Raw genomic sequence first — 21169 nt, 5'->3', positions numbered from 1 at the left:
CCACCACCCAGGCACTGCACGGCCGACCCTTGGCGCGCCCGTTCAGCTAAGTTAAGGTGGACTCCCCTACACGGATCCGTTGCGTGCCTGTGCGAGTTCTCATCGTCGACGATCACACCCTCGTCCGCGCCGGCCTGGCGCGGCTGCTGCAGGGGTTTGCCGACGTGCAGCTCGTCGCCGAGGCCAGCAACGCCGAGCAGGCCCTGCAGCTGGCCCTGCAGCACGCACCGGACGTGGTGCTGATGGACCTCTCGCTGCCCGGCCGCACCGGCCTGGAAGCGCTCAGCGATATCCGCCTGCGCGCACCCGGCACCCGGGTGGTGATGATGACCATGCACGACGACGCCGCGCACGTGCGCGACGCGCTGGATCGTGGCGCAGTCGGTTTCGTGGTCAAGGATGCAGCACCGCAGGAGCTGGAACTGGCGCTGCGCGCCGCGCACGCCGGCCAGGTGTTCCTGAGCCCGCAGATCTCGGCCAAGATGCTGGCGCCCATGCTGGGCCGCGAGAAGCCCACCGGCATCGCCGCGCTGTCGCCGCGCCAGCGCGAGATCCTGCGCCGCATCGGCAAGGGCGAAAGCAACAAGGAAATCGCCGCCGATCTCGGCATCAGCGTCAAGACGGTGGAGACCCACCGCGCACGCATGATGGAGTCGCTGGGTTGCCGGCGCGCCAATGACCTGTTGCTGCTGGCCGCGCGCCACCAGCACGAGCTGGAATGATTGTCTGCTGGTGCGGTCAGATCCCTTTCCTGTGGAAAGGGATCTGCCCCCTGCCCGGCACTGCACGGGCGACGAATTCCCGTCACCCTGACAGGCCCTGACAGGAATCCGTATATGGCGCCCCGCGAACACGGCCGGTTCGGCACCACGAATCAATGACTTGGCGACGGCCTTCGTCAACATCCCGCGCCAATGTAGGGGAAACCCTTACATCCTGTAGGGATATCTACGAAAGCCCTCAGGAACCCCCCGATTCCGCCCCCGCCGGATCAAAAGCAAGATGCGTTCCACAAGGCGCCGGGGAGCGGTGCCGGGGAACCACGATGAAGGCTGCACTCTCGACCCAGCTGGGCCAACAACTTCACCTCACCCCGCAGTTGCTGCAGTCGATCCGGCTGCTGCAGCTCGATGGCCTGCACCTGGAACAGGAAATCCAGCGCCTGCTGGACTCCAACCCGCTGCTGGAGATCGAAGAGGCCGAAGCGCCCGCGGCCGAGGCCACCGAAGCGAGTGCCACCACCCTCGACACCGCCGCCTTCGACGAACTGCCCGAGTCGTCGATGTGGGACGTGGCGGGTGCCAACTGGCAGGACGGTGACGACGACCGCATGGCGCGCATCGCCGCCGGCGAGTCGACCGACCCGCAGCTGCGCGTGCTGCAGCGCCTGTCGCTGGACATGGACGACCGCCAGCTGGCGGTGGCCGCGTTCTGGCTGGACCACTGCGATGAAGCCGGCTACCTGCAGGCACCGCTGGACCAGCTGCAGCTTCTCGCCAGCGCCCAGTTCGACATTGCCGCCGACGGCGTGGAAGCCATCCGCCAGCAGCTGCTGCACGGCGAGCCTGCCGGCATGGCCGCGCAGGACCTGCGCGAAGGCCTGCAGGCCCAGCTGCGCAGCCTGCAGGGCGTGGTGCCGGCCCGCCACCTGGCGGCCCGCATTCTCGATGGTGCGCTCGACGCGCTGGCCGCCCACGACTACCCCGCCCTCGCCCGCCAGCACGACGCCGAGATCGACGACGTGCGCGAAGCGGTGCGCCTGATCCTCTCGCTGCAGCCGCGCCCCGGCGACAGCCTGCTGCCCGAACGCAACGCCGTGGTGGTGCCGGACGTGGTCGCCTGGCACGCCGATGGGCAATGGAAGGTCGCCCTGAACCCGGCCACCAGCCGCCGCGTCTCGATCAACAGCCAGTACGAACAGGCCCTGGCCGAAACCAGCGAAGCTGCACCGGCGCTGCGCGAGATGCTGCAGGAAGCGCGCTGGTTCAGCCGCGGCCTGTCGATGCGCTACGACACCCTGCTGCGCACCGCGCGGGTGATCGTCGAGCGGCAGGCCGCCTTCCTGGTCCGTGGCGAAGAGGCCATGGCCCCGCTGACCCTGAAGGAAGTAGCCGAAGAAATCGGCATGCACGAATCCACCGTCTCGCGCATCACCACCGGCAAGTTCCTGCAGACCCCGCGCGGCACCTTCGAACTGAAGCACTTCTTCGCCGTGCGCCTGGAAGGCGCCAGCGTCTCCGGCCAGGCGGTGAAGGCCATGGTCCGCCGCCTGATCGACGCCGAACCGGCCGGCCGCCCGCTGGCCGATGAGGCCATTGCCGGCCTGCTGTCACGCCAGGGGGTGAACATTGCCCGCCGAACCGTCGCAAAATACCGAGAACAACTGGATATCGCCCCGGCCCGCGAACGGCGCCGGCTCAGCGCCAGGCAACCCCAGCTGGCCCGGGTGGGCTGAAAAGGATGTTGGACATGAACAAGCTCACGGTCCTGCTGGTCGATGACCACGAGGGCTTCATCAACGCGGCGATGCGCCATTTCCGCAAGATCGACTGGCTGCAGATCGTCGGCAGTGCCGGCAACGGCCTGGAAGCGATCGAGCGCTCGGAAACGCTGCGCCCGCAGGTGGTGCTGATGGACCTGGCGATGCCGGAAATGGGCGGCCTGCAGGCCACCCGCCTGATCAAGTCGCAGGACGATGCACCGTACATCGTGATCGCCAGCCACTTCGACGACGCCGAACACCGCGAACACGCGCTGCGTGCCGGCGCCGACAATTTTGTCAGCAAGCTGTCCTACATCCAGGAAGTCATGCCGATCCTGGAAGGCCTCAGGGAGGATCGATCGTGAGCGAATCGCGCATCCTGGTGCTGGACAACGACGCCGTGCGCGCTGAGCGCACCGTTGCCCTGCTGGAATTCATGGACTTCAACCCGCGCTGGGTTTCCGACGCGGCCGACTTCGACCTGGGCCGCCAGCGCCAGAACGACTGGATGGCCGTGATTGTCGGCAGCCTGGACGACACCGCTGCCAGCACGGCGCTGTACAACTGGCTGGGCGGCAGCAGCCTGCCGCCGCCGGTGCTGCTGGCCGATGGTGATGCCGCAGCGTTTGCCCAGCAGCACGGGCTGCACGAAGCCAACATCTGGCCGCTGGAAACGCCGCTGCGCCACGCGCAGATGGAGGCCCTGCTGCGCCGCGCCAGCCTCAAGCGCCTGGACGCCGAGCACCAGGCCGGCGCCGCGCAGGACCAGGGGCCGACCGGCAACGGCCCGGCGGTGACCGAGCTGCGCACCATGATCGAACAGGTGGCCGCGTTCGACACCACCGTGCTGGTGCTGGGCGAATCCGGTACCGGCAAGGAAGTGGTGTCGCGCGCGATCCACCAGCGCTCGCCGCGCCGCGATGGCCCGTTCGTGGCGATCAACTGCGGCGCCATTCCGGCCGACCTGCTGGAAAGCGAACTGTTCGGCCACGAAAAAGGCGCCTTCACCGGTGCACTGACCGCGCGCAAGGGCCGTTTCGAAATGGCCGAGGGCGGCACCCTGCTGCTCGACGAAATCGGTGACATGAGCTTGCCAATGCAGGTGAAGCTGCTGCGCGTGCTGCAGGAACGCAGCTTCGAGCGTGTCGGTGGCAACCAGACCATCCGCTGCAACGTGCGCGTGGTCGCTGCGACCCATCGCGACCTGGAAACCCGCATCGCCGAGGGCAAGTTCCGCGAGGATCTGTTCTACCGCCTCAACGTGTTCCCGATCGACGTGCCCGCCCTGCGTGAGCGCCGCGAGGACCTTCCTGCGCTGGTTGAAACCATCGCCGCACAGCTGGCCCGTACCGGCCGTGGCGAAGTGCGCTTCACCCCGGAAGCGCTGCAGGCCCTGGCCGGTTACGAATGGCCCGGCAACGTGCGCGAGCTGACCAACCTGGTCGAGCGCCTGGCGGTGCTGCATCCGGGCGGTTCGGTGCGCGTGCAGGACCTGCCGGCGCGCTATCGTGGCGATGCCGCGCTGGCCGTCCCGGCACCGGCACCGGCGGCTCCGGTCGCCAGCGAAGAACGCCTGGACCTGCGCAGCTTCTCGTTCCATACCCCGGGCAGCGGCGGCCAGCCGGCCCTGGAACATGGCATCGCGGTCAATCGCGCCGCCGCCCCGGCGGCATTGCCCGACGACGGCCTGGACCTGCGCAACCACATGGCCAACATCGAACTGGGCCTGATCAACGAAGCACTGGAGCGCACCCAGGGCGTGGTCGCCCATGCCGCCCAGCTGCTTGGCCTGCGCCGCACCACCCTGGTGGAAAAGCTGCGCAAGTACGGCATCGAACGCGAGCAGGCCGAACTGGCCGGCTGAACCGCGTTGCCAGCACGAAGGGGGCACGAACGCCTGGGCTTGCCCGGGCGTTGGTGTTTCCAGTGCCTGGGGTCAGAACCCTTTCCGCAGGAAAGGGCTCTGACCCCGTTTCATTTGCACGTTTTCCTAGAGACAACGCGGCCGCACTGCGGAGCATGGCAAGGACACCCCAAGGAGGTTCCACCATGCATCGCCTCACCCTGCTCGTCGCCCTGCTCTGCCCTGGCGTTGCCAGCGCCGCCACCTGCACCCTTCCCGCCACGCTGGACCAGCGCCAGTTCACCAACCTCAGCGACCCGCTGTACGCACCGGACAACCCCAATGCCGGGCGCATGGTGCAGGTCAGCTTCGCCGGCAGCCAGTACATGCTGGACATCCTCGGCACCGACCTCCGCATCGGCGGCAGCTACCGCTACCAGCGCCTGGCCCCGCATATCGGGGAAATCCAGATGACCGAAAACCACCCGGCCGGCCCCGCCCGCTACACCCTGCTGCTGACCTGCCTGAGCGACCGCCAGGGTCGTTTCATCTACACCCAGCACGACGGCCCCATCGCACCGCGCCAGCGCCAGAATTCCGGCCGCTGGACCCTGCAGCCGTAGGCCAGAAAACCGACGCCGGATAAATGGCGCCTTCAACGGGGTCAGAGCCCGTTGCGTCGCAACGGGATCTGACCCCGTGCCGACCAACGGTCGGCACCCACCATCAGCAGCAGGTTCCAACAGATCGCGGCCAACTGTCGAAGGCGGGGTGGGTCCGGTTGCGGGGGCGTGAGCGCTATGGATGGCGCGACCGAGCCTACAGGGACGTATTTACGGCGTCCCCCGCAACCGGACCCACCCCGCCATCCCACGGATAGCCCGCCGTTGACGTTGACGTTGACGTTGATGTTGACGTTGATTCGGCGGGTGCAGGGCGCAGCCCTGCCAGCACATCCACAACCCTCACTTCACTGAATCGAAAACCGGTTTCGGCACGGCACTTGCACCTGCTCCAGCAGACAACCCCATCCCCTGTTTCTGGAACCGTTGCAGATGTCCCACTCCGTCACTTCGATCCTTTCGCAGATCCGCTCCTATCAGACCCAGATGGGACAGCCGGCGCTCAACCCGCTGGGCGAAACGCCGCGCAGCAATGCCCTGCCGGGCACGGTGCTGGATGCGCCGCAGGTGCAGCCGGCCAGCTTCACCGAAACCCTGCGTGGTGCGATTGCCGGCGTCAACGACGCGCAACAGAAATCCGGCGCCCTCGCCAAGGCCTTCGAAATGGGCGACCCCAGCGCCGACCTGGCCAAGGTGATGGTCGCCTCGCAGCAGTCCCAGATCGCCTTCCGCGCCACCGTGGAAGTCCGCAACCGTCTCGTCCAGGCTTACCAGGACGTGATGAACATGCCGCTGTAAGGAACGTTGACGCATGGCACTGACGCTCTCCAAGGACAGCCTGAACGCCGAGAAGGCCGGGCAATGGTTCGACCGCCTGCAGAGTCTGCAGATCACCCGTCGACTGGGCCTGATGGCGATGATCGCAGTGGCGGTGGCGGCAGGCCTGTCCGTGTTCTTCTGGTCGCAGAAGCCGGGCATGGTCCCGCTGTACACCGGCCTGGACCAGAAGGCGACCGCTGAAGCGACCGACCTGCTGCGCGCCGCGCAGATTCCGTTCGCGCTCGACCCCGCCACCGGTGGCATCACCGTGCCGGAAAAGAACCTGCACGATGCCCGCCTGAAGCTGGCCGGCTCCGGCCTGACCGACAGCGGCAAGCTCGGCTTCGAGCTGATGGAACGCGATCCGGGCTTCGGCGTCAGCCAGTTCGTGGAAAGCGCGCGCTACCAGCACGCGCTGGAAACCGAGCTGTCGCGCACCATCAACACGCTGCGCCCGGTGCGCGATTCGCGCGTGCACCTGGCCATTCCCAAGCCCAGCGCGTTCACCCGCCAGCGTGACGTGGCCAGCGCCTCGGTCACCCTGGAACTGCGCGGCGGCCAGCAGCTGGAACGCAGCCAGGTCGATGCCATCGTGCACATGGTCGCGGCCAGCATTCCGGACCTCGCCCCGGAACGGGTGACCGTGGTCGACCAGAGCGGGCGCATGCTCAGCATCACCGACCCGAACAGCGAGGCGGCGGTCAACGCGGCCCAGTTCGAGCAGGTGCGCCGCCAGGAAACCTCGTTCAACCAGCGCATCCGCGAACTGCTGGAACCGATGACCGGCCCCGGCCGTGTCAACCCGGAAGTGAGCGTGGACATGGATTTCTCGGTGACCGAGGAAGCCCGCGAGCTCTACAACGGTGAACCGCAGAAGCTGCGCAGCGAGCAGATGAGCGAGAACACCACCAGCACGCCGGGCCCGCAGGGCGTGCCGGGCGCGACCAGCAACAGCCCGCCGGGCCAGCAGGCCGCACCGGCCACCGCGCAGACCCCGACCGAAAGCAGCAAGAACGCGACCCGCAACTACGAGCTGGACCGCACCCTGCAGCACACCCGCCAGCCGGCCGGCCGCATCAAACGCGTGTCGGTGGCGGTGCTGGTGGACAACGTGCCGCGCGCCGGTGCCAACGGCAAGGTGGCACCGCAGCCGCTGTCGGCCGCCGAACTGACCCGCGTCGAGGCGCTGGTCAAGCAGGCCGTCGGCTTCAACGCCGAGCGTGGCGACACCGTGTCGGTGATGAATGCCCCGTTCGTGCGTGACACCACGCCGGTCGAAGGCCCGGCCTGGTGGGAACTGCCGTGGGTGCACGATGCCGGCCGCATGCTGCTCGGCGCGGTGGTGGTGCTGGCGCTGCTGTTCGGCGTGCTGCGCCCGGCGCTGCGCGCGATCACCGGCCAGGGCAAGAAGAACGACGAGCAGGCACTGGAACCGCACACCGCGGACGTGCAGCTGGTCGATGACGATGGCATGCCGCTGCCGGCGCTGGGCGCCGACCGGGCCAGCCTGGGCGGGCCGGATGCGCTGGCCCTGCCGGTGGATTCATATGAGGAACGACTGCGGATGGCGCGTGAAGCCGTGAAGACCGACTCCAAGCGCGTGGCCCAGGTGGTCAAGGGTTGGGTGGCCAATGACTGAGGCACCACTGACCGGCGTGCAGCGCGCCGCCGTACTGCTGCTTTCGCTGGGTGAGCTGGATGCGGCCGAAGTGCTGCGCCATATGGAACCCAAGGAAGTGCAGAAAATCGGCATCGCCATGGCCACCATGACCGACATCACCCGCGAACAGGTGGAAAGGGTGATGGACCAGTTCGGCCAGGAGCTGGGCTCGAAGACCTCGCTGGGCGTGGGCTCGGACGACTACATCCGCAACATGCTGGTGCAGGCGCTGGGCAGCGAGAAGGCCGGCAACCTGATCGACCGCATCCTGCTCGGCCGCAACACCACCGGCCTGGATGCACTGAAGTGGATGGACCCGCGCGCGGTGGCCGACCTGGTGCGCAACGAGCACCCGCAGATCATCGCCATCGTGATGGCACACCTGGAAACCGACCAGGCCGCCGACGCGCTGAAGCTGCTGCCGGACCGCACGCGCGTGGACGTGCTGCTGCGCATCGCCACCCTCGATGGCATTCCGCCGAACGCGCTCAATGAACTCAACGAGATCATGGAGCGCCAGTTCGCCGGCAACCAGAACCTGAAGTCGTCCAACATCGGCGGCGTGCAGTGCGCGGCCAACATCCTGAACTTCATGGACAGCGGCCAGGACCAGGCGATCCTGGGCGAGATCGCCCGTATCGATGCGCCGTTGAGCAACCGCATCCAGGACCTGATGTTCGTGTTCGACGACCTGGTCGACCTCGACGATCGCGAGATGCAGCTGGTGCTGCGCGAAGTGAGCGGCGAGCGCCTGGGCCTGGCCCTGCGCGGTGCCGACATCAAGGTGCGCGACAAGATCACCCGCAACATGTCGCAGCGCGCGGCCGAAATCCTGCTGGAAGACATGGAGGCCCGCGGCCCGGTGCGCCTGTCCGACGTGGAAGGCGCACAGCGCGAGATCCTGGCCATCGTCAAGCGCATGGCCGATGAAGGCACGGTCACCATCGGTGGCAGCGCGGAGGCCATGCTGTGAGCAACGTCGTGCGCTGGCTTGCCCCGGACCTGCTGGCCCAGCCCGAACCGGTGCTGGAGCAGGAGGATGCGTTCGAACTCACCGAGCCGGACCCGGAACACGAACCGGAGCCGCCGCTGCAGCTGCCCACCCTGGAAGAAATCCAGGCGATCCAGGACAGCGCCGAGAAGGAAGGGTTCGACCAGGGCCATGCCGACGGCTATGGCCAGGGCCAGGCCGAGGTGCGCCGCCTCGCCGCGCAGATCGAAGGCATCCTCGACAACTTCAGCCGGCCACTGGTGCGGCTGGAGAACGAAGTGGTCGGCGCACTCGGCGAACTCGCCGTGCGCATCGCCGGCGCGCTGGTTGGCCGCGCCTACGAAGCCGAGCCAGCACTGCTGGCACAGCTGGTCGGTGAAGCGATCGACGCGGTCGGCGGCAGCACCCGCGAGGTGGAAGTGCGGCTGCACCCGGATGACATCGCCGCCCTCGCCCCACTGCTGAACCTGTCGCCGGCCCAGCGCCTGGTACCCGATACCAGCCTCAGCCGTGGCGACCTGCGCGTGCACGCTGAAGCGGTGCGCATCGACGGCACCCTGGAAGCCCGCCTGCGCGGTGCGCTGGATGCGGTGATCCGCCAGACCGGAGCAGGCGCATGAACCCGGAATCGCAAGCCGCGCCGCAACCGGCGCCAGCGGCCGACTGGGCCGTGGCCCGCAACCTGCGCCTGGCCAGCCGCCTGGATGGCCTGCGCGTGGACACCGCGCATGGTCGCGGCCTGATCCGCGAGGGCGTGCTGCGCCGCGCGGTCGGGCTCACCCTGGAAGCGGTCGGCTGCGAGGCGCCACTGGGCGCCAGCTGCAAGGTGGAAGTGGTCGATGGTGGCTGGGTGGATGCAGAAGTGGTCGGCTTCGCCGGCGAGCGCACCTACCTGATGCCCAGCGCCGAACTGCACGGCCTGCTGCCCAATGCGCGGGTGGTACCGTCGGCGCGACGTGGTGGCGTGGAAGTGGGTGAAGGCCTGCTCGGCCGCGTCATCGACAGCGACGGCGTGCCGTTGGATGGCAAGGGCCCGATCCGCGCCGAAGGCCATGTCGGCATGGCCGGCGTCTCGATCAATCCGCTGGCGCGTGAACCGATCACCCAGCCACTGGACGTGGGCGTGCGCGCGATCAACGCGCTGCTGCCGATCGGCCGCGGCCAGCGCGTCGGCCTGTTCGCCGGCTCCGGCGTCGGCAAGTCGACGCTGCTGGGCATGATGACCCGCTACACCGCCGCCGACGTGATCGTGGTCGGCCTGATCGGTGAACGTGGCCGCGAAGTCCGCGATTTCGTCGAGACCACGCTGGGCGAGGAAGGCCTGCGCCGCGCCGTGGTCGTCGCCAGCCCCGCCGACCGGCCGCCGCTGGCACGCTTGCACGGCGCTTACCGTGCCACCGCCATCGCCGAGTGGTTCCGCGACCAGGGCCTGAACGTGCTGCTGCTGATGGACTCGCTGACCCGCTTCGCCCAGGCGCAGCGCGAAATCGGCCTGTCGGTCGGCGAACCACCGACCACCCGCGGCTACCCGCCGTCGGTGTTCGCCAAGCTGCCGGCGCTGGTCGAACGCGCCGGCAATGGCGCCAAGGGCCGTGGCTCGATCACCGCGTTCTACACCGTACTGACCGAAGGCGATGACCCGCAGGATCCGATCGCCGACGCCGCACGCGCGATCCTCGATGGCCACATCCTGCTCTCGCGCCGCGTGGCCGACAGCGGCCTGTACCCGGCCATCGATGTTGAATCGTCGGTCAGCCGCGTGGTCACGGAAATCGCCGACGAACCGTGGCGCCTGCGCATCCGCAAGTTGAAGCGACTGGTCTCGGCCTACTCGGCCAACCGTGACCTGATCGCGATCGGTGCCTACCAGCGTGGTAACGACGCGGCCACCGACGAAGCCCTGGAACGCTGGCCGGAAATCATGGAGTTCCTCGGCCAGGACGTTGCCAAGGCCGCAGATCTCCCGCACAGCCAGGCGGCGCTGCAGCGCCTGGTGGAACAAGAGAGTTAAGCCATGAACCAGTCCAAGCGCATCGATCCCCTGCTCAAGCGGGCCCAGGAACATGAGGACGCAGTCGCCCGCGACCTGGCTGAACGCCAGCGCGTGCTCGACACCCATCTATCGCGACTGGACGAACTGCGCCGCTATGCCGAGGAGTACGCCAACGCACAGATGGCGGCGACCAGCCCGGCGCAGCTGCTGAACCGCCGCGCCTTCCTTGATCGCCTGGACAGTGCGGTCGAACAGCAGCAGGCCACGGTCAACGGCAACCGCGAAAAGGTGGAGGCCGAGCGCGCCCGCCTGATCCTGGCCAGCCGTGACAAGGCGGTGCTGGAGCAGCTGGCCGCCAGCTACCGCGCGCAGGAAAAGGTGGTGACCGACCGCCGCGACCAGCGCGAGATGGACGACATTGGTGCGCGGCGCGCGCGCCTGGTGCAGGCCGAGGACCAGGACGGCGCCGAGCAGGGAGGCCGCTCGTGATGCCCGCCCCGCTCGCCAGCAGCGCCAACACCGCCACGCCCGCCACCAGCAACAGTGCCGCGCGCGCCTCGCGCAGCGAAGGCGGAAAGGACTTCAGCCAGCTGCTGCAGTGCGGTGCGCCCTCCGCGCCGGCGCCTTCCGGCAGCGCCACGACACCGACGCAGACGCCCTCCACGCCTGGCCAGCCATCGACCGCCGACAGCAATGGCCAGGCACCGGGCGAACGCAGCGCGGACGCCGAAGCGACAAGCGCTGAAACGCCGCCACTGCCCCCCGTTGCCCTGACCCCGGCTGGGCCCGGCACCGACAAGGACAAGCCCGCCGCGACCGAGGACGCCCCGTGGCCACCGCTCGGCCTGGCCGGCCTGGTGCTGGCGATGCCGACGCCTGCCGATCCGGCCGCAGCTCTGCCGGGCACCGCTGCACCATCACTGACCAGCGACGGTACGGCGCTGCCCACTACCGCCGCCGCGACTCCGACACTGCCTGCGGCCGCGCCGGCAGCGGCAACCGCAGCCCCGCTGGCGGCCGACAGCAAACCGACGGCGACCAGCGCTGACGACGCCACCGCGCTGCCACTGCCGGAGATGATCCTGCCCGGCAAGCGCAGCGAGCGTGGCGAAGGCAGCGACGTGGCCGCCCTCGGCGACCGCGCCAGTGCGCCGCTGCTGCATGCACCGGCAGCCGCCGCCGTACAGGACCTGAAGGCCGCGCTGGCCACCGGCAATGCGATCTTCAATGGCGAACCCACGCCGAAGCCCGTGCTGGGTGACGATGGTTTCGATCAGGCCATCGGTGCGCGCCTGGGCTGGCTGGCCGACCAGAAGATCGGCCACGCCCACATCCGCCTGAGCCCGGACGACATGGGCCCGGTGGATGTCCGCCTGCAGTTGAACGGCGACAAGGTGCACGCCAGCTTCAGCAGCCCGCACGTGGACGTGCGCCAGGCACTGGAAAGCAGCCTGCCACGCCTGCGCGAGCTGCTGGGCGAACAGGGCTTCCAGCTGGCTCATGCCGATGTTGGCCACCAGGCGCCCGGTGGTGACGGCAATGCGTCGGGCCAGGCCGGCGGCGGCGGCATGGCCGGTGACGGAGAACCGTCGCCGGGCGACGCCAGCGTGTCGTCCGCGCAGTTGATCCGCCAGCGAGGGTTGCTGGACGCCTACGCCTGACAGGCGTGCCAACCAAGGTTGGCACCTACCAGAGCGGGGCGGTCGGCACCCCGACGGAATTCCGTCGCACCCCTCTGCCCCGCCTTCGGCACACCCCTTGCATATCCCGGTGAAGCAACCCTCAGGAGCTTCACCCCGTGGCCGCAGCCGCTGACAAAACCAAGAAGACCGCCGAGAAGGACAAGGCCGCCAAGCCGCGTAGTCCGATCCTGATCACCGCACTGGTGGCCGTACTGGCCGCCGCTGCCGCTGGTGGCGGCGTGTGGTTCTTCACCCAGTCCAAGCACGAAGAGAAGACCGCGCAGGCGCCGAAGAAGAGCGCCACCCCGGCCCCGGCACAGTACTTCGCGCTGGACCCGGCGTTCGTGGTCAACCTCAACGGCCCGGTCGACGGCCCGCGCTACCTGCAGCTGGAAGTGCAGCTGATGACCCGCGACCCGGCCGCGCTGGAAGCGATCAAGACCCATGCCCCGGCCATCCGCGCGCGCCTGCTGATGCTGTTCTCGCAGGTCAGCCCGGACCAGATCGCCGATGTGGCCGGCAGGCAGAAGCTGCAGGCCGCCTCACTGGCCGAGGTGCAGAAAGTGCTCAAGGCCGAGACCGGCAGCAACGGCGCCGACGACCTGCTGTTCACCAGCTTCGTGACCCAGTAAGGGCCCACCGATGAATGATCTGCTGTCCCAGGACGAGATCGATGCCCTGCTCCACGGCGTGGACAGTGGCGCGGTCGAGACCGATGCGGAACCCCCGTCAGGCGAAGCGCGTTCGTACGACTTCGCCAGCCAGGACCGCATCATCCGTGGTCGCATGCCGACCCTGGAAATGGTCCACGAGCGCTTCGCGCGCCTGTGGCGGATCGGCCTGTTCAACCTGATCCGCCGCTCGGCCGAGCTGTCGGTGCGCGGCATCGAGCTGATCAAGTTCAACGACTACATGCACTCGCTGTATGTACCGACCAACCTGAACCTGATCCGCTTCAAGCCACTGCGCGGCACCGGCCTGATCGTGTTCGAGCCGACCCTGGTGTTCGCCATCGTCGACAACTTCTTCGGCGGCGACGGGCGCTACCCCACCCGCATCGAAGGCCGCGAATTCACGGCCACCGAAATGCGGGTGATCCACCTGCTGCTGAAGCAGACCTTCGCCGACCTGCGCGAAGCGTGGGCACCGGTGATGGACGTCGACTTCGAGTACATCAACTCGGAGATCAACCCGCATTTCGCCAACATCGTGACGCCGCGCGAATACGTGGTGGTGTGCCGCCTGCACGTCGAACTCGATGGCGGTGGCGGCGACATCCACGTCACCCTGCCGTACTCGATGCTGGAACCGATCCGCGAACTGCTCGACGCCGGCATCCAGAGCGACCGCAACGATCGCGACGAGAGCTGGGGCAAGACCCTGCGTGAACAGCTCAACATCGCCGAAGTCACCCTGTCCAGCGTACTGGCCAGCAAGCGCATGACCCTGCGCGACCTGACCCAGCTGAAGGTCGGCGACATCCTGCCGATCGACCTGAGCCCGCAGGTGCCGCTGTGCGTGGAGAACATCCCGGTATTCACCGGCGAGTTCGGCATCGCCAACGGCATGAACGCCGTGAAGATCACCGCTACCCATCCGCCGGGCACCCGCCCGCGCGTACCCGTCATCCAGGAAGACCCGCAATGAACGAAATCGACGCCCTCGAACCGACCCCGGCCCAGTTCAGCAGCCTGCAGGCCGATGAGGCGAACGGTCCGGACCTGAACCTGGACGTGATCCTCGACGTGCCGGTGACCCTGTCGCTGGAAGTCGGTCGTGCCCGCCTGCCGATCCGCAACCTGCTGCAGCTCAACCAGGGTTCGGTGGTGGAACTGGAGCGCGGTGCCGGCGAATCGCTGGACGTGTTCGTCAACGGCACCCTGATCGCCCACGGCGAAGTGGTGGTGATCAATGACCGCTTCGGCGTGCGCCTGACCGACGTGGTCAGCCCGAGCGAGCGGATCCGGAGACTGCGTTGAGCCTGCTGGCCTCCACCCTGCTGGCGGTCGGCAAGACCGCTGCGCCGATCGGCCCGCAGATCGGCCAGCACGCGGCCGCTGCACCCAGCCTGTTCGGTGCGGTGCTGGCGTTGCTGGCGGTGCTGGCGCTGGTGATCGGCCTGGGCTGGCTGCTCAAGCGCATGCCCGGCAGCGGCTTCCGCCCGGCCGAAGGCATGAAGCTGGTGGCCAGCCTCAGCGTCGGCGCCAAGGAGCGCGTGGTGGTGGTGGAGGTCAACGGCCAGCAACTGCTGCTGGGCGTCACCGCCGGCGGCATCAATACCCTGCATACCCTGCCCGAACCGCTGCCGCCGCCGGCACCGGTGCGCGTGCCGGACTTCAAGAACCTGCCGAATTTCGCCCAGCTGCTGCAGCAGCGGCTGCGCAAGGATCCCTGACATGCGTGTCACCCGTACCCGTCCTGCCACCCTGATGCCGTGGCTGCTGTTGCTTGCCCTGTGCCTGTTGCCGGCGCTGGCATTCGCCGCGCCCGGCGCGCCGACCACCCCGCTGCCGGACATCAACGTCGGCAAGATCGGCGGTGCGCCGGTCAGCCTGCCGCTGCAGACCCTGCTGCTGATGACCGCGATCACCCTGATCCCGTCGATGCTGCTGGTGCTGACCTCGTTCACCCGCATCATCATCGTGCTGGGCCTGCTGCGCCAGGCGCTGGGTACCGGCCAGACGCCGTCCAACCAGGTACTGCTGGGCCTGGCCCTGTTCCTCACCGCGATGGTGATGATGCCGACCTGGGACAAGGCGTGGAGCACGGGCATGGCGCCCTATCTCAACGGTGACATCGACTTCCAGACCGCCTGGACATTGACCACGCAGCCGCTGCGCGGGTTCATGCTGGCGCAGATCCGCGAGACCGACCTGATGACCTTCGCCGGCATCGCCGGGCACGGCACCTACGCCAGCCCCGATGCGATCCCGTTCCCGGTGCTGGTTGCCTCGTTCGTCACCAGCGAACTGAAGACCGCTTTCGAGATCGGCTTCCTGATCTTCATCCCGTTCGTGATCATCGACCTGGTGGTGGCCAGCGTGCTGATGTCGATGGGCATGATGATGCTGTCGCCGATGCTGGTGTCGGCACCGTTCAAGATCCTGCTGTTCGTGCTGGTGGATGGCTGGGTGCTGACGGTCGGCACGTTGGCGGCCAGCTTCAACCCCGCCTGAGATCCCCCGTAAAGCGCAGTCGAGCATGGCTCGACTCTACATACGCAGATGGAACCCGAATGTCTCCCGAACTTGCCTTGACCGAATTGCGTGGCGGCCTGATCACCGTGCTGTGGGTGGCTGGCCCGCTGCTGCTCACCGTACTGGTGGTGGGCGTGGTGGTCGGTGTCGTGCAGGCCGCGACCCAGCTCAATGAACCGACCATCGCCTTCGTCGCCAAGGCGGCGGCGCTGACCGCGGTGCTGTTCGCGCTGGGCAGCCTGCTGATCGGCCACCTGGTTGAATTCACCACGCTGCTGTTCCAGCGCATTCCGCACCTGATCGGCTAGGACACGCGCTTCGATGGACGCCGCCACCCAGATGGCTGCCGACGGCCTTCAGGCCTTCGGCATGATCGGCACCGTGCTGTGGACCATGCTGCGCATCGGTGCGGTGGCCATGGCCATGCCCATGGTCGGTACCCGCGCGGTACCGTCGCGGGTGCGCGTAGTACTGGCCGGTACCCTGGCCATTGCACTGGCGCCGCTGCTGCCACCGGTACCGGACTGGACCGGCTTCGACGCTGCCACCGTACTGACCATCGCCCGCGAACTGGCCATCGGCGTATCCATCGGCTTCATGCTGCGGCTGGTGTTCGAAGCCGGCGCGATGGCCGGCGAACTGATCGCCCAGGGCACCGGCCTGGCCTTCGCGCAGATGAGCGATCCGCTGCGCGGTGGCACGTCGGGTGTGATCGGCCAGTGGTTCTACCTGCTGTTCGGCCTGCTGTTCTTCACCGCCAACGGCCACCTGGCATTGATCTCGCTGCTGGTGGACAGCTACCGCGCACTGCCGATCGGCGCCCCCTTGCCGGACCCGCACGCCTTCTTCAGCATCGCCCCGACCTTCCTGCTGACCGTGCTGCGTGGCGCATTGACGCTGGCCATTCCGCTCACCGTGGCGATGCTGGCAGTGAACCTGGCCTTCGGCGTGCTCGCCCGCGCCGCGCCGGCACTGAATCCGATCCAGCTGGGCCTGCCGGTCTCGCTGCTGCTGGGCCTGTTCCTGCTGGCCCTGCTGGCCGGGGAAATGGGGCCGCCGGTACAGCGCCTGTTCGATGCCGCCTTCCAGGCTGCGGACGCGGTCACACACTGACCCGATCATCACGTATTGCCGCTTGAAGTCCCCCCCGGTCTGCGCGTTAGAGTGAATGCGTGGCGTCCAGGGGGGACGCCGCACCTGGCCGGCGCGGTTCCGCGTCGGCCTGCCTCATGCATGCCCCACCGTGGTTTCCGTCGACAGGCAGGTCCGGGAGACTGACGAATGCTGGTAGGCACGTACAACCCGTGGCTGGTGGCGATCTCGCTGCTGGTCGCCGTGATGGCTTCATACACCGCGCTGGCGATGGCCGGTCGCACGGTGACCGCCCCGGGCAGGGGCGCGGCCTGGTGGTGGCGCCTGGGGGGCGGCTTCGCCATGGGCCTGGGCATCTGGTCGATGCACTTCATCGGCATGCTGGCCTTCGACCTGCCCATTCCATTGGGCTACGACCTTCCCATCACCCTGCTCTCGCTTGCGCTTGCCATCGCCTCATCGGTGTTCGCGCTGTGGCTGGTCTCGCTGCGCACCCTGCCCCACCCGCGGCTGGCCGGCGGCGCCCTGCTGATGGGCACCGGCATCGCCGGCATGCACTACGTCGGCATGGCCGCCATGCGCATGCAGCCGGGCATCGACTACGACCCGGGTTGGCTGCTGTTCTCGCTGATGGTGGCGGTGGCCGCCTCCTGGACCGCGCTGTACGTGGCGTTCCGCCTGCGCGCGCAGCGCACCCGCATCGGTGATCGCCTGGCGGCGGCGGGCCTGCTCGGCCTGGCCATCGTCGGCATGCACTACACCGGCATGGCCGCCGCGCGCTTCCCGGAAGGCAGCATCTGCGGTGCGGCGGTCGGCGATGGCCTGCAGAACGAGTGGCTGGCGATGCTGGTGGTGGTGCTGACCGTAGCGATCCTGGCCGTGGTGCTGGTGGTCTCATGGCTGGACCAGCGCGTGGAAGCGCAACTGCTGCGGCTGCGCAATTCGATGCTGAGCACCTCGTTGACCGATGCCCAGCAGGAACTGACCCAGGCCGCGCTGCACGACCCACTCACCCGCCTGCCCAACCGCCTGCTGCTGCAGCGGCGCATCGTGCAGGCGCTGGCCGAGGCCGAACAAGGCGGCAACCGCTTCGCGGTGATGTTCATGGACCTGGACGGCTTCAAGCAGGTCAATGATGCGTATGGCCATCAGGCCGGTGATGCGCTGCTGGTGGCGGTGGCCGAACGCACCCGCCAGCTGCTGCGCCCGCACGACCTGCTGGCACGGCTGGGCGGCGACGAGTTCGTGCTGGTGGTGCGCATCGAGCACGACGAGGACCTGCCGACCCTGGCCCGTCGCATCCTGCAGGCCGTGGGCAGCGGCCCATTGCTGCCGGACAACGAACTGCAGGTGACCGCCAGCATCGGCGTGGCGATCTGCCCGGACCACGCCGCCAGCGAGCGCCAGCTGATGGCCTTCGCCGATGCAGCGATGTACCAGGCCAAGGAATCCGGACGCAACGCCTTCGTGCTGTTCGCCGACTGGATGAACGACAGTGCCGAGCAGCAGTTCCGGCTGCTGGCCGACCTGCGCCGCGCCATCGGCAGCGAGCAGCTGTTCCTGCACTATCAACCGAAGATCCGCGTGGCCACGCAGAAGGTGGCCGGCGCCGAGGCGCTGATCCGCTGGCGCCATCCGGAACACGGCCTGATTCCCCCCGACCGCTTCATCCGCCTGGCCGAGCGCAGCGGTGCGATCAACGAGATCGGGCGCTGGGCGCTGGACCAGGCCTGCCAGCAGCTGCGGCGCTGGCACGACGCTGGGCACGACGGCTGGTCGATGTCGGTGAACCTGTCGCCGGTGCAGTTCAGCTCGCCGCACCTGCTGCAGGATGTGCGCGAGGTGATCGAGCGCCATGGCATCCCCCCGCGCCACCTGGTGCTGGAAATCACCGAAAGCACGGTGATGCGCGACACCGACACCAGCCTTCGCCTGCTGCAGGCGCTGTCGGCGCTGGGCGTGGGCATCTCCATCGATGATTTCGGAACCGGCTATTCCAGCCTGCTGTACCTGAAGCGGCTGCCGGCCACCGAGATCAAGATCGACCACGCGTTCGTGCGCGATCTGGAACACAGCGCCGAGGACGTGGTGATCGTCTCGGCGATCGTGGCACTGGGCCATGCGCTCGACATGGACATTGTGGCCGAGGGCGTGGAGACCGCTGCCCAGCGCGCCTACCTGGAGCGCCTGGGCTGCGACTTCCTGCAGGGGTACCTGCTCGGCCGCCCGGTCGACGCGGCGCGCTTCATGCAGCTGCACGACCTGCCCCGGCCGCGGGTGGAGCTGGCACAGAGCCCGCCGCCCAGCGATAGCGCCCCCCTGTAGCCGAGCCCGCGCCCGCCGGCCACGGCCTGGCACTACCATGGGTTGGCCTTCAGTAGATCCACGCCATGCGTGGATGCGCCGTTCCACTGTCATCCAAGGAAGCGTCCGTGGCCCTACGCATCACCCTTGCTGGCCTGTTGCTGGCCCTTGCTGTTGGCGACACCGCCGCCGCTGATCTGCCGTGGTCATTGCCAGCCGATGCTTCCCCGGCCCAGGTCGAGGCTGCCCTGCAGGCCCTCGGCAAGGGCGTGTTGAAGTCCCCCAGCCTGACCGATGCACAGCGCGGCCACGCGCTGCTGGCGATGGGCCAGACAGCCGAAGCGCGGAAATCAATCCAGCAGGCACGCGCATCGCTGGCAAGCGACGGTGACACCGCGGCGGTGCAGCGCTGGGTGCCGATGCTGCTGCTCGCCACCGCCGGCGAGCGGGACACAGCCGCCTATGCCCGTGCCTTCCACAGCACCTTCGCTGACCTCGACGACATTGCCGCGGTGCAGGTTGATGCCGCACTCTCGGTTGAGCCAGCCCCGGTGCGCGCCCAACTGGAGCGGGCCATCGCGGCGCAGGCGGGTGCCACGACCATGGCCGAAGCCGTCGCCCTGGACCTGCTGCGCCTGCGGGCGGTACTGCGCGCACAGACCCTGGCCGCCGCACTGGCCCCTGCACTGGTCGCCGCAGAAGAGCAGCGCCGCTTCGCCATCGACGATGCGTTGCGCATCCCCGCCGGCGATGGCGTCGTGCTGTCGGCGCAGCTGGCCCGTGCTCGCGCCACATCGGTGCCTCTGCCGACGGCCATGCTGTTCACCATCTACACTGATCCACCCAAGAACCGGCAGAAGATGCTGCTGGCCGCCGCGCATGGCTATGCGGGCATCGTGGTGGATGCACGTGGCAAGGGCCAGGGTACCGGCACCATCGCGCCCTATGAACATGACGGCGAGGATGCCAACGCGGCAATCGAGTGGATCAGCCACCAGCCATGGAGCGATGGCCGGGTAGCCATGTATGGCGGCAGCTACGAAGGCTTCACTGCCTGGGCGGCGGCGCGCCATCACCATCCCGCATTGAAGACCATCGTGCCCTACGTTGCCGCCATCCCCGGCCAGGGCCTGCCGATGGAGAACAACGTGTTCCTGAGTGCCAACTACGGTTGGGCGTTCTACGTGGCCAATGGCCCGATGCTGGACAACGACACCTACGACCAGAACGAGCGCTGGTCGCAGCTGCCGCGCCGCTGGTATGCCTCCGGCCGCCCTTACCGGCAGATCGACCAGGTCGATGGCACGCCAAACCCCTGGCTGCAGCGCTGGCTGGCCCATCCGTCCTACGATGCCTACTGGCAGGCGATGGTTCCCTATGGCGACCAGTTCAACGACATCCGCATCCCGGTACTGACCATCACCGGCTACTACGACGACGGCCAGATCTCGGCCCTGCAGTACTTCAAGGAGCACCTCCGGCACCGTCCCGATGCGGACCATGCCCTGCTGATCGGCCCCTACGACCACCGTGGCGCGCAGTCGGCGCTCAAACCGATGCAGCTGCGCGATTACGCGGTCGATCCTGCCGCGCAGTTCGATACCCCGGCGGTAACCTTCCAGTGGTTGGACCATGTGCTGCGCGGTGCCCCGCGCCCTGCGCTGGTGCCCGACCGCGTGAACTACCAGCTGATGGGCGCCAACCGGTGGGGGCATGCGGCAACGCTGGATGCCGCTGCAGGCGATCACCGCCGCTACCACCTGTCGCCCGCGCGGGCAGCAACCGATGGCTATCACCGCCTGCAGGAACAATCACCGGCGCCGGGCCAACTGGGGCAGACCGTGGACATGGCCGACCGCAACGAAATGCGGCACGGCTACTATCCGTTCCCGATCGTCGCAGCACAGGATGAAGCGGACACCGCGCTGGCCTACGTGTCCGAACCCTTCACCGGCCCCATGGACCTGGTCGGCAGCTTCTCCGGCGACCTGAAGGTCCGCATCAACAAGCGCGACTTCGACTTCACCGTCACCCTGTACGAGCTGCTGGCAGATGGGCGCAGGATGCAGTTGTCCTACTACATGGGCCGGGCCAGCCATGTGCGCGACCCGAGCACGCGCCAGCTGTTGCAGCCGGGCCAATGGACCCACCTGCCCTTCGACCGGACGCGCATGGTCGCCCGCCGCCTGGCTGCAAACAGCCGACTGCTGGTGAAGGTGGACGTACTGAAAGACGCCATGCACCAGGTGAACCACGGCACCGGCCGCGATGTCAGCGACGAGACCGTCGCCGACGCGGGCGAACCGCTGCGCGTGGACTGGCACAGCGACAGCGTGCTGGCCATTCCCCTGCGACCGGCCAGCACCTCCCTGTAGAGCCGAGCATCGGTCCGGCCCTACAAGGGCCAGACCTCCAGTAGATCCACGTCATGCATGGATGGGCCGCCCCATCCCATCACGGAACAGTTCTTGCACGCACCCTGG

21 protein-coding genes are annotated in these 21169 nt (G+C 68.1%); all 21 read left to right on the top strand.

What is annotated here, in order from left to right; genetic code table 11:
* Nucleotides 1-89: 89 nt before the first annotated feature.
* The 21 genes from AB1281_RS08565 (at nucleotide 90) to AB1281_RS08465 (ending at nucleotide 21061) form a co-directional block, all read left to right on the top strand.
* The gene (locus AB1281_RS08565) at nucleotides 90-722 is read left to right on the top strand and encodes a response regulator (RefSeq protein ID WP_005413261.1); all 633 of its coding nucleotides are present in this window, start codon (nucleotides 90-92) and stop codon (nucleotides 720-722) included.
* A gap of 323 nt (nucleotides 723-1045) precedes the next feature.
* The gene (rpoN, locus tag AB1281_RS08560; protein ID WP_197587520.1) at nucleotides 1046-2455 is read left to right on the top strand and encodes an RNA polymerase factor sigma-54; all 1410 of its coding nucleotides are present in this window, start codon (nucleotides 1046-1048) and stop codon (nucleotides 2453-2455) included.
* Between the two features lie 14 nt (nucleotides 2456-2469).
* Complete coding sequence (locus tag AB1281_RS08555; RefSeq protein WP_010485922.1) at nucleotides 2470-2847, top strand: response regulator; 378 nt, start codon at nucleotides 2470-2472, stop codon at nucleotides 2845-2847.
* Nucleotides 2844-4346 (top strand): sigma-54 dependent transcriptional regulator, encoded by a 1503-nt coding sequence (locus AB1281_RS08550; protein ID WP_049442743.1) that lies wholly within the window; start codon nucleotides 2844-2846, stop codon nucleotides 4344-4346. Before AB1281_RS08555 ends, AB1281_RS08550 begins: the two co-directional genes overlap by 4 nt.
* Before the next feature lie 185 nt (nucleotides 4347-4531).
* A complete protein-coding gene (locus tag AB1281_RS08545; RefSeq protein ID WP_430345586.1) occupies nucleotides 4532-4948 on the top strand; it encodes a hypothetical protein in 417 nt (138 codons plus the stop codon).
* Between the two features lie 432 nt (nucleotides 4949-5380).
* A complete protein-coding gene (gene fliE / locus AB1281_RS08540) occupies nucleotides 5381-5746 on the top strand; it encodes a flagellar hook-basal body complex protein FliE (protein WP_014037113.1) in 366 nt (121 codons plus the stop codon).
* Nucleotides 5747-5759: 13 nt separating this feature from the next.
* Complete coding sequence (gene fliF, locus AB1281_RS08535) at nucleotides 5760-7406, top strand: flagellar basal-body MS-ring/collar protein FliF (protein ID WP_101765409.1); 1647 nt, start codon at nucleotides 5760-5762, stop codon at nucleotides 7404-7406.
* A 7-nt stretch (nucleotides 7407-7413) separates the two neighbouring features.
* Entirely contained in the window at nucleotides 7414-8400 is a 987-nt protein-coding gene (gene fliG, locus AB1281_RS08530; RefSeq protein ID WP_024958226.1) for a flagellar motor switch protein FliG, read from the top strand.
* Nucleotides 8397-9038 (top strand): FliH/SctL family protein, encoded by a 642-nt coding sequence (locus AB1281_RS08525; protein ID WP_075674536.1) that lies wholly within the window; start codon nucleotides 8397-8399, stop codon nucleotides 9036-9038. The genes fliG and AB1281_RS08525 overlap by 4 nt, the downstream gene beginning before the upstream one ends.
* Nucleotides 9035-10429: a FliI/YscN family ATPase gene (locus AB1281_RS08520; RefSeq protein WP_049442747.1), complete on the top strand. Its 1395-nt coding sequence runs from the start codon at nucleotides 9035-9037 to the stop codon at nucleotides 10427-10429. The genes AB1281_RS08525 and AB1281_RS08520 overlap by 4 nt, the downstream gene beginning before the upstream one ends.
* 3 nt (nucleotides 10430-10432) lie before the next feature.
* Complete coding sequence (gene fliJ / locus AB1281_RS08515; protein ID WP_005416437.1) at nucleotides 10433-10900, top strand: flagellar export protein FliJ; 468 nt, start codon at nucleotides 10433-10435, stop codon at nucleotides 10898-10900.
* Entirely contained in the window at nucleotides 10900-12072 is a 1173-nt protein-coding gene (locus AB1281_RS08510; RefSeq protein ID WP_430345585.1) for a flagellar hook-length control protein FliK, read from the top strand. The genes fliJ and AB1281_RS08510 overlap by 1 nt, the downstream gene beginning before the upstream one ends.
* A gap of 137 nt (nucleotides 12073-12209) precedes the next feature.
* Nucleotides 12210-12725: a flagellar basal body-associated FliL family protein gene (locus AB1281_RS08505; protein WP_430345584.1), complete on the top strand. Its 516-nt coding sequence runs from the start codon at nucleotides 12210-12212 to the stop codon at nucleotides 12723-12725.
* Nucleotides 12726-12735: 10 nt separating this feature from the next.
* Entirely contained in the window at nucleotides 12736-13740 is a 1005-nt protein-coding gene (gene fliM / locus AB1281_RS08500) for a flagellar motor switch protein FliM (protein ID WP_014037106.1), read from the top strand.
* Nucleotides 13737-14072: a flagellar motor switch protein FliN gene (gene fliN, locus AB1281_RS08495; protein ID WP_075674539.1), complete on the top strand. Its 336-nt coding sequence runs from the start codon at nucleotides 13737-13739 to the stop codon at nucleotides 14070-14072. The genes fliM and fliN overlap by 4 nt, the downstream gene beginning before the upstream one ends.
* Complete coding sequence (fliO, locus tag AB1281_RS08490; protein ID WP_164118187.1) at nucleotides 14069-14488, top strand: flagellar biosynthetic protein FliO; 420 nt, start codon at nucleotides 14069-14071, stop codon at nucleotides 14486-14488. The genes fliN and fliO overlap by 4 nt, the downstream gene beginning before the upstream one ends.
* A 1-nt stretch (nucleotide 14489) precedes the next feature.
* The gene (fliP, locus tag AB1281_RS08485; RefSeq protein WP_014037104.1) at nucleotides 14490-15269 is read left to right on the top strand and encodes a flagellar type III secretion system pore protein FliP; all 780 of its coding nucleotides are present in this window, start codon (nucleotides 14490-14492) and stop codon (nucleotides 15267-15269) included.
* A gap of 59 nt (nucleotides 15270-15328) precedes the next feature.
* Entirely contained in the window at nucleotides 15329-15598 is a 270-nt protein-coding gene (locus tag AB1281_RS08480) for a flagellar biosynthetic protein FliQ (RefSeq protein WP_005413254.1), read from the top strand.
* Between the two features lie 13 nt (nucleotides 15599-15611).
* Nucleotides 15612-16403 carry a flagellar biosynthetic protein FliR gene (gene fliR / locus AB1281_RS08475; protein ID WP_014037103.1) on the top strand — a complete coding sequence of 264 codons (792 nt, stop codon included), beginning with the start codon at nucleotides 15612-15614 and terminating at the stop codon, nucleotides 16401-16403.
* Between the two features lie 168 nt (nucleotides 16404-16571).
* Nucleotides 16572-18707, top strand: coding sequence for a putative bifunctional diguanylate cyclase/phosphodiesterase (locus tag AB1281_RS08470; RefSeq protein ID WP_430345583.1), 2136 nt, complete (start codon nucleotides 16572-16574; stop codon nucleotides 18705-18707).
* A gap of 107 nt (nucleotides 18708-18814) precedes the next feature.
* Nucleotides 18815-21061, top strand: a complete 2247-nt coding sequence (locus AB1281_RS08465; RefSeq protein ID WP_430345582.1) for a CocE/NonD family hydrolase — start codon at nucleotides 18815-18817, stop codon at nucleotides 21059-21061.
* Nucleotides 21062-21169: the final 108 nt, after the last annotated feature.

Source organism: Stenotrophomonas sp. NRRL B-14846 (genome assembly GCF_050473585.1).
GTDB lineage: Bacteria > Pseudomonadota > Gammaproteobacteria > Xanthomonadales > Xanthomonadaceae > Stenotrophomonas.
This window is presented reverse-complemented; position numbering and strand designations above follow the sequence as displayed.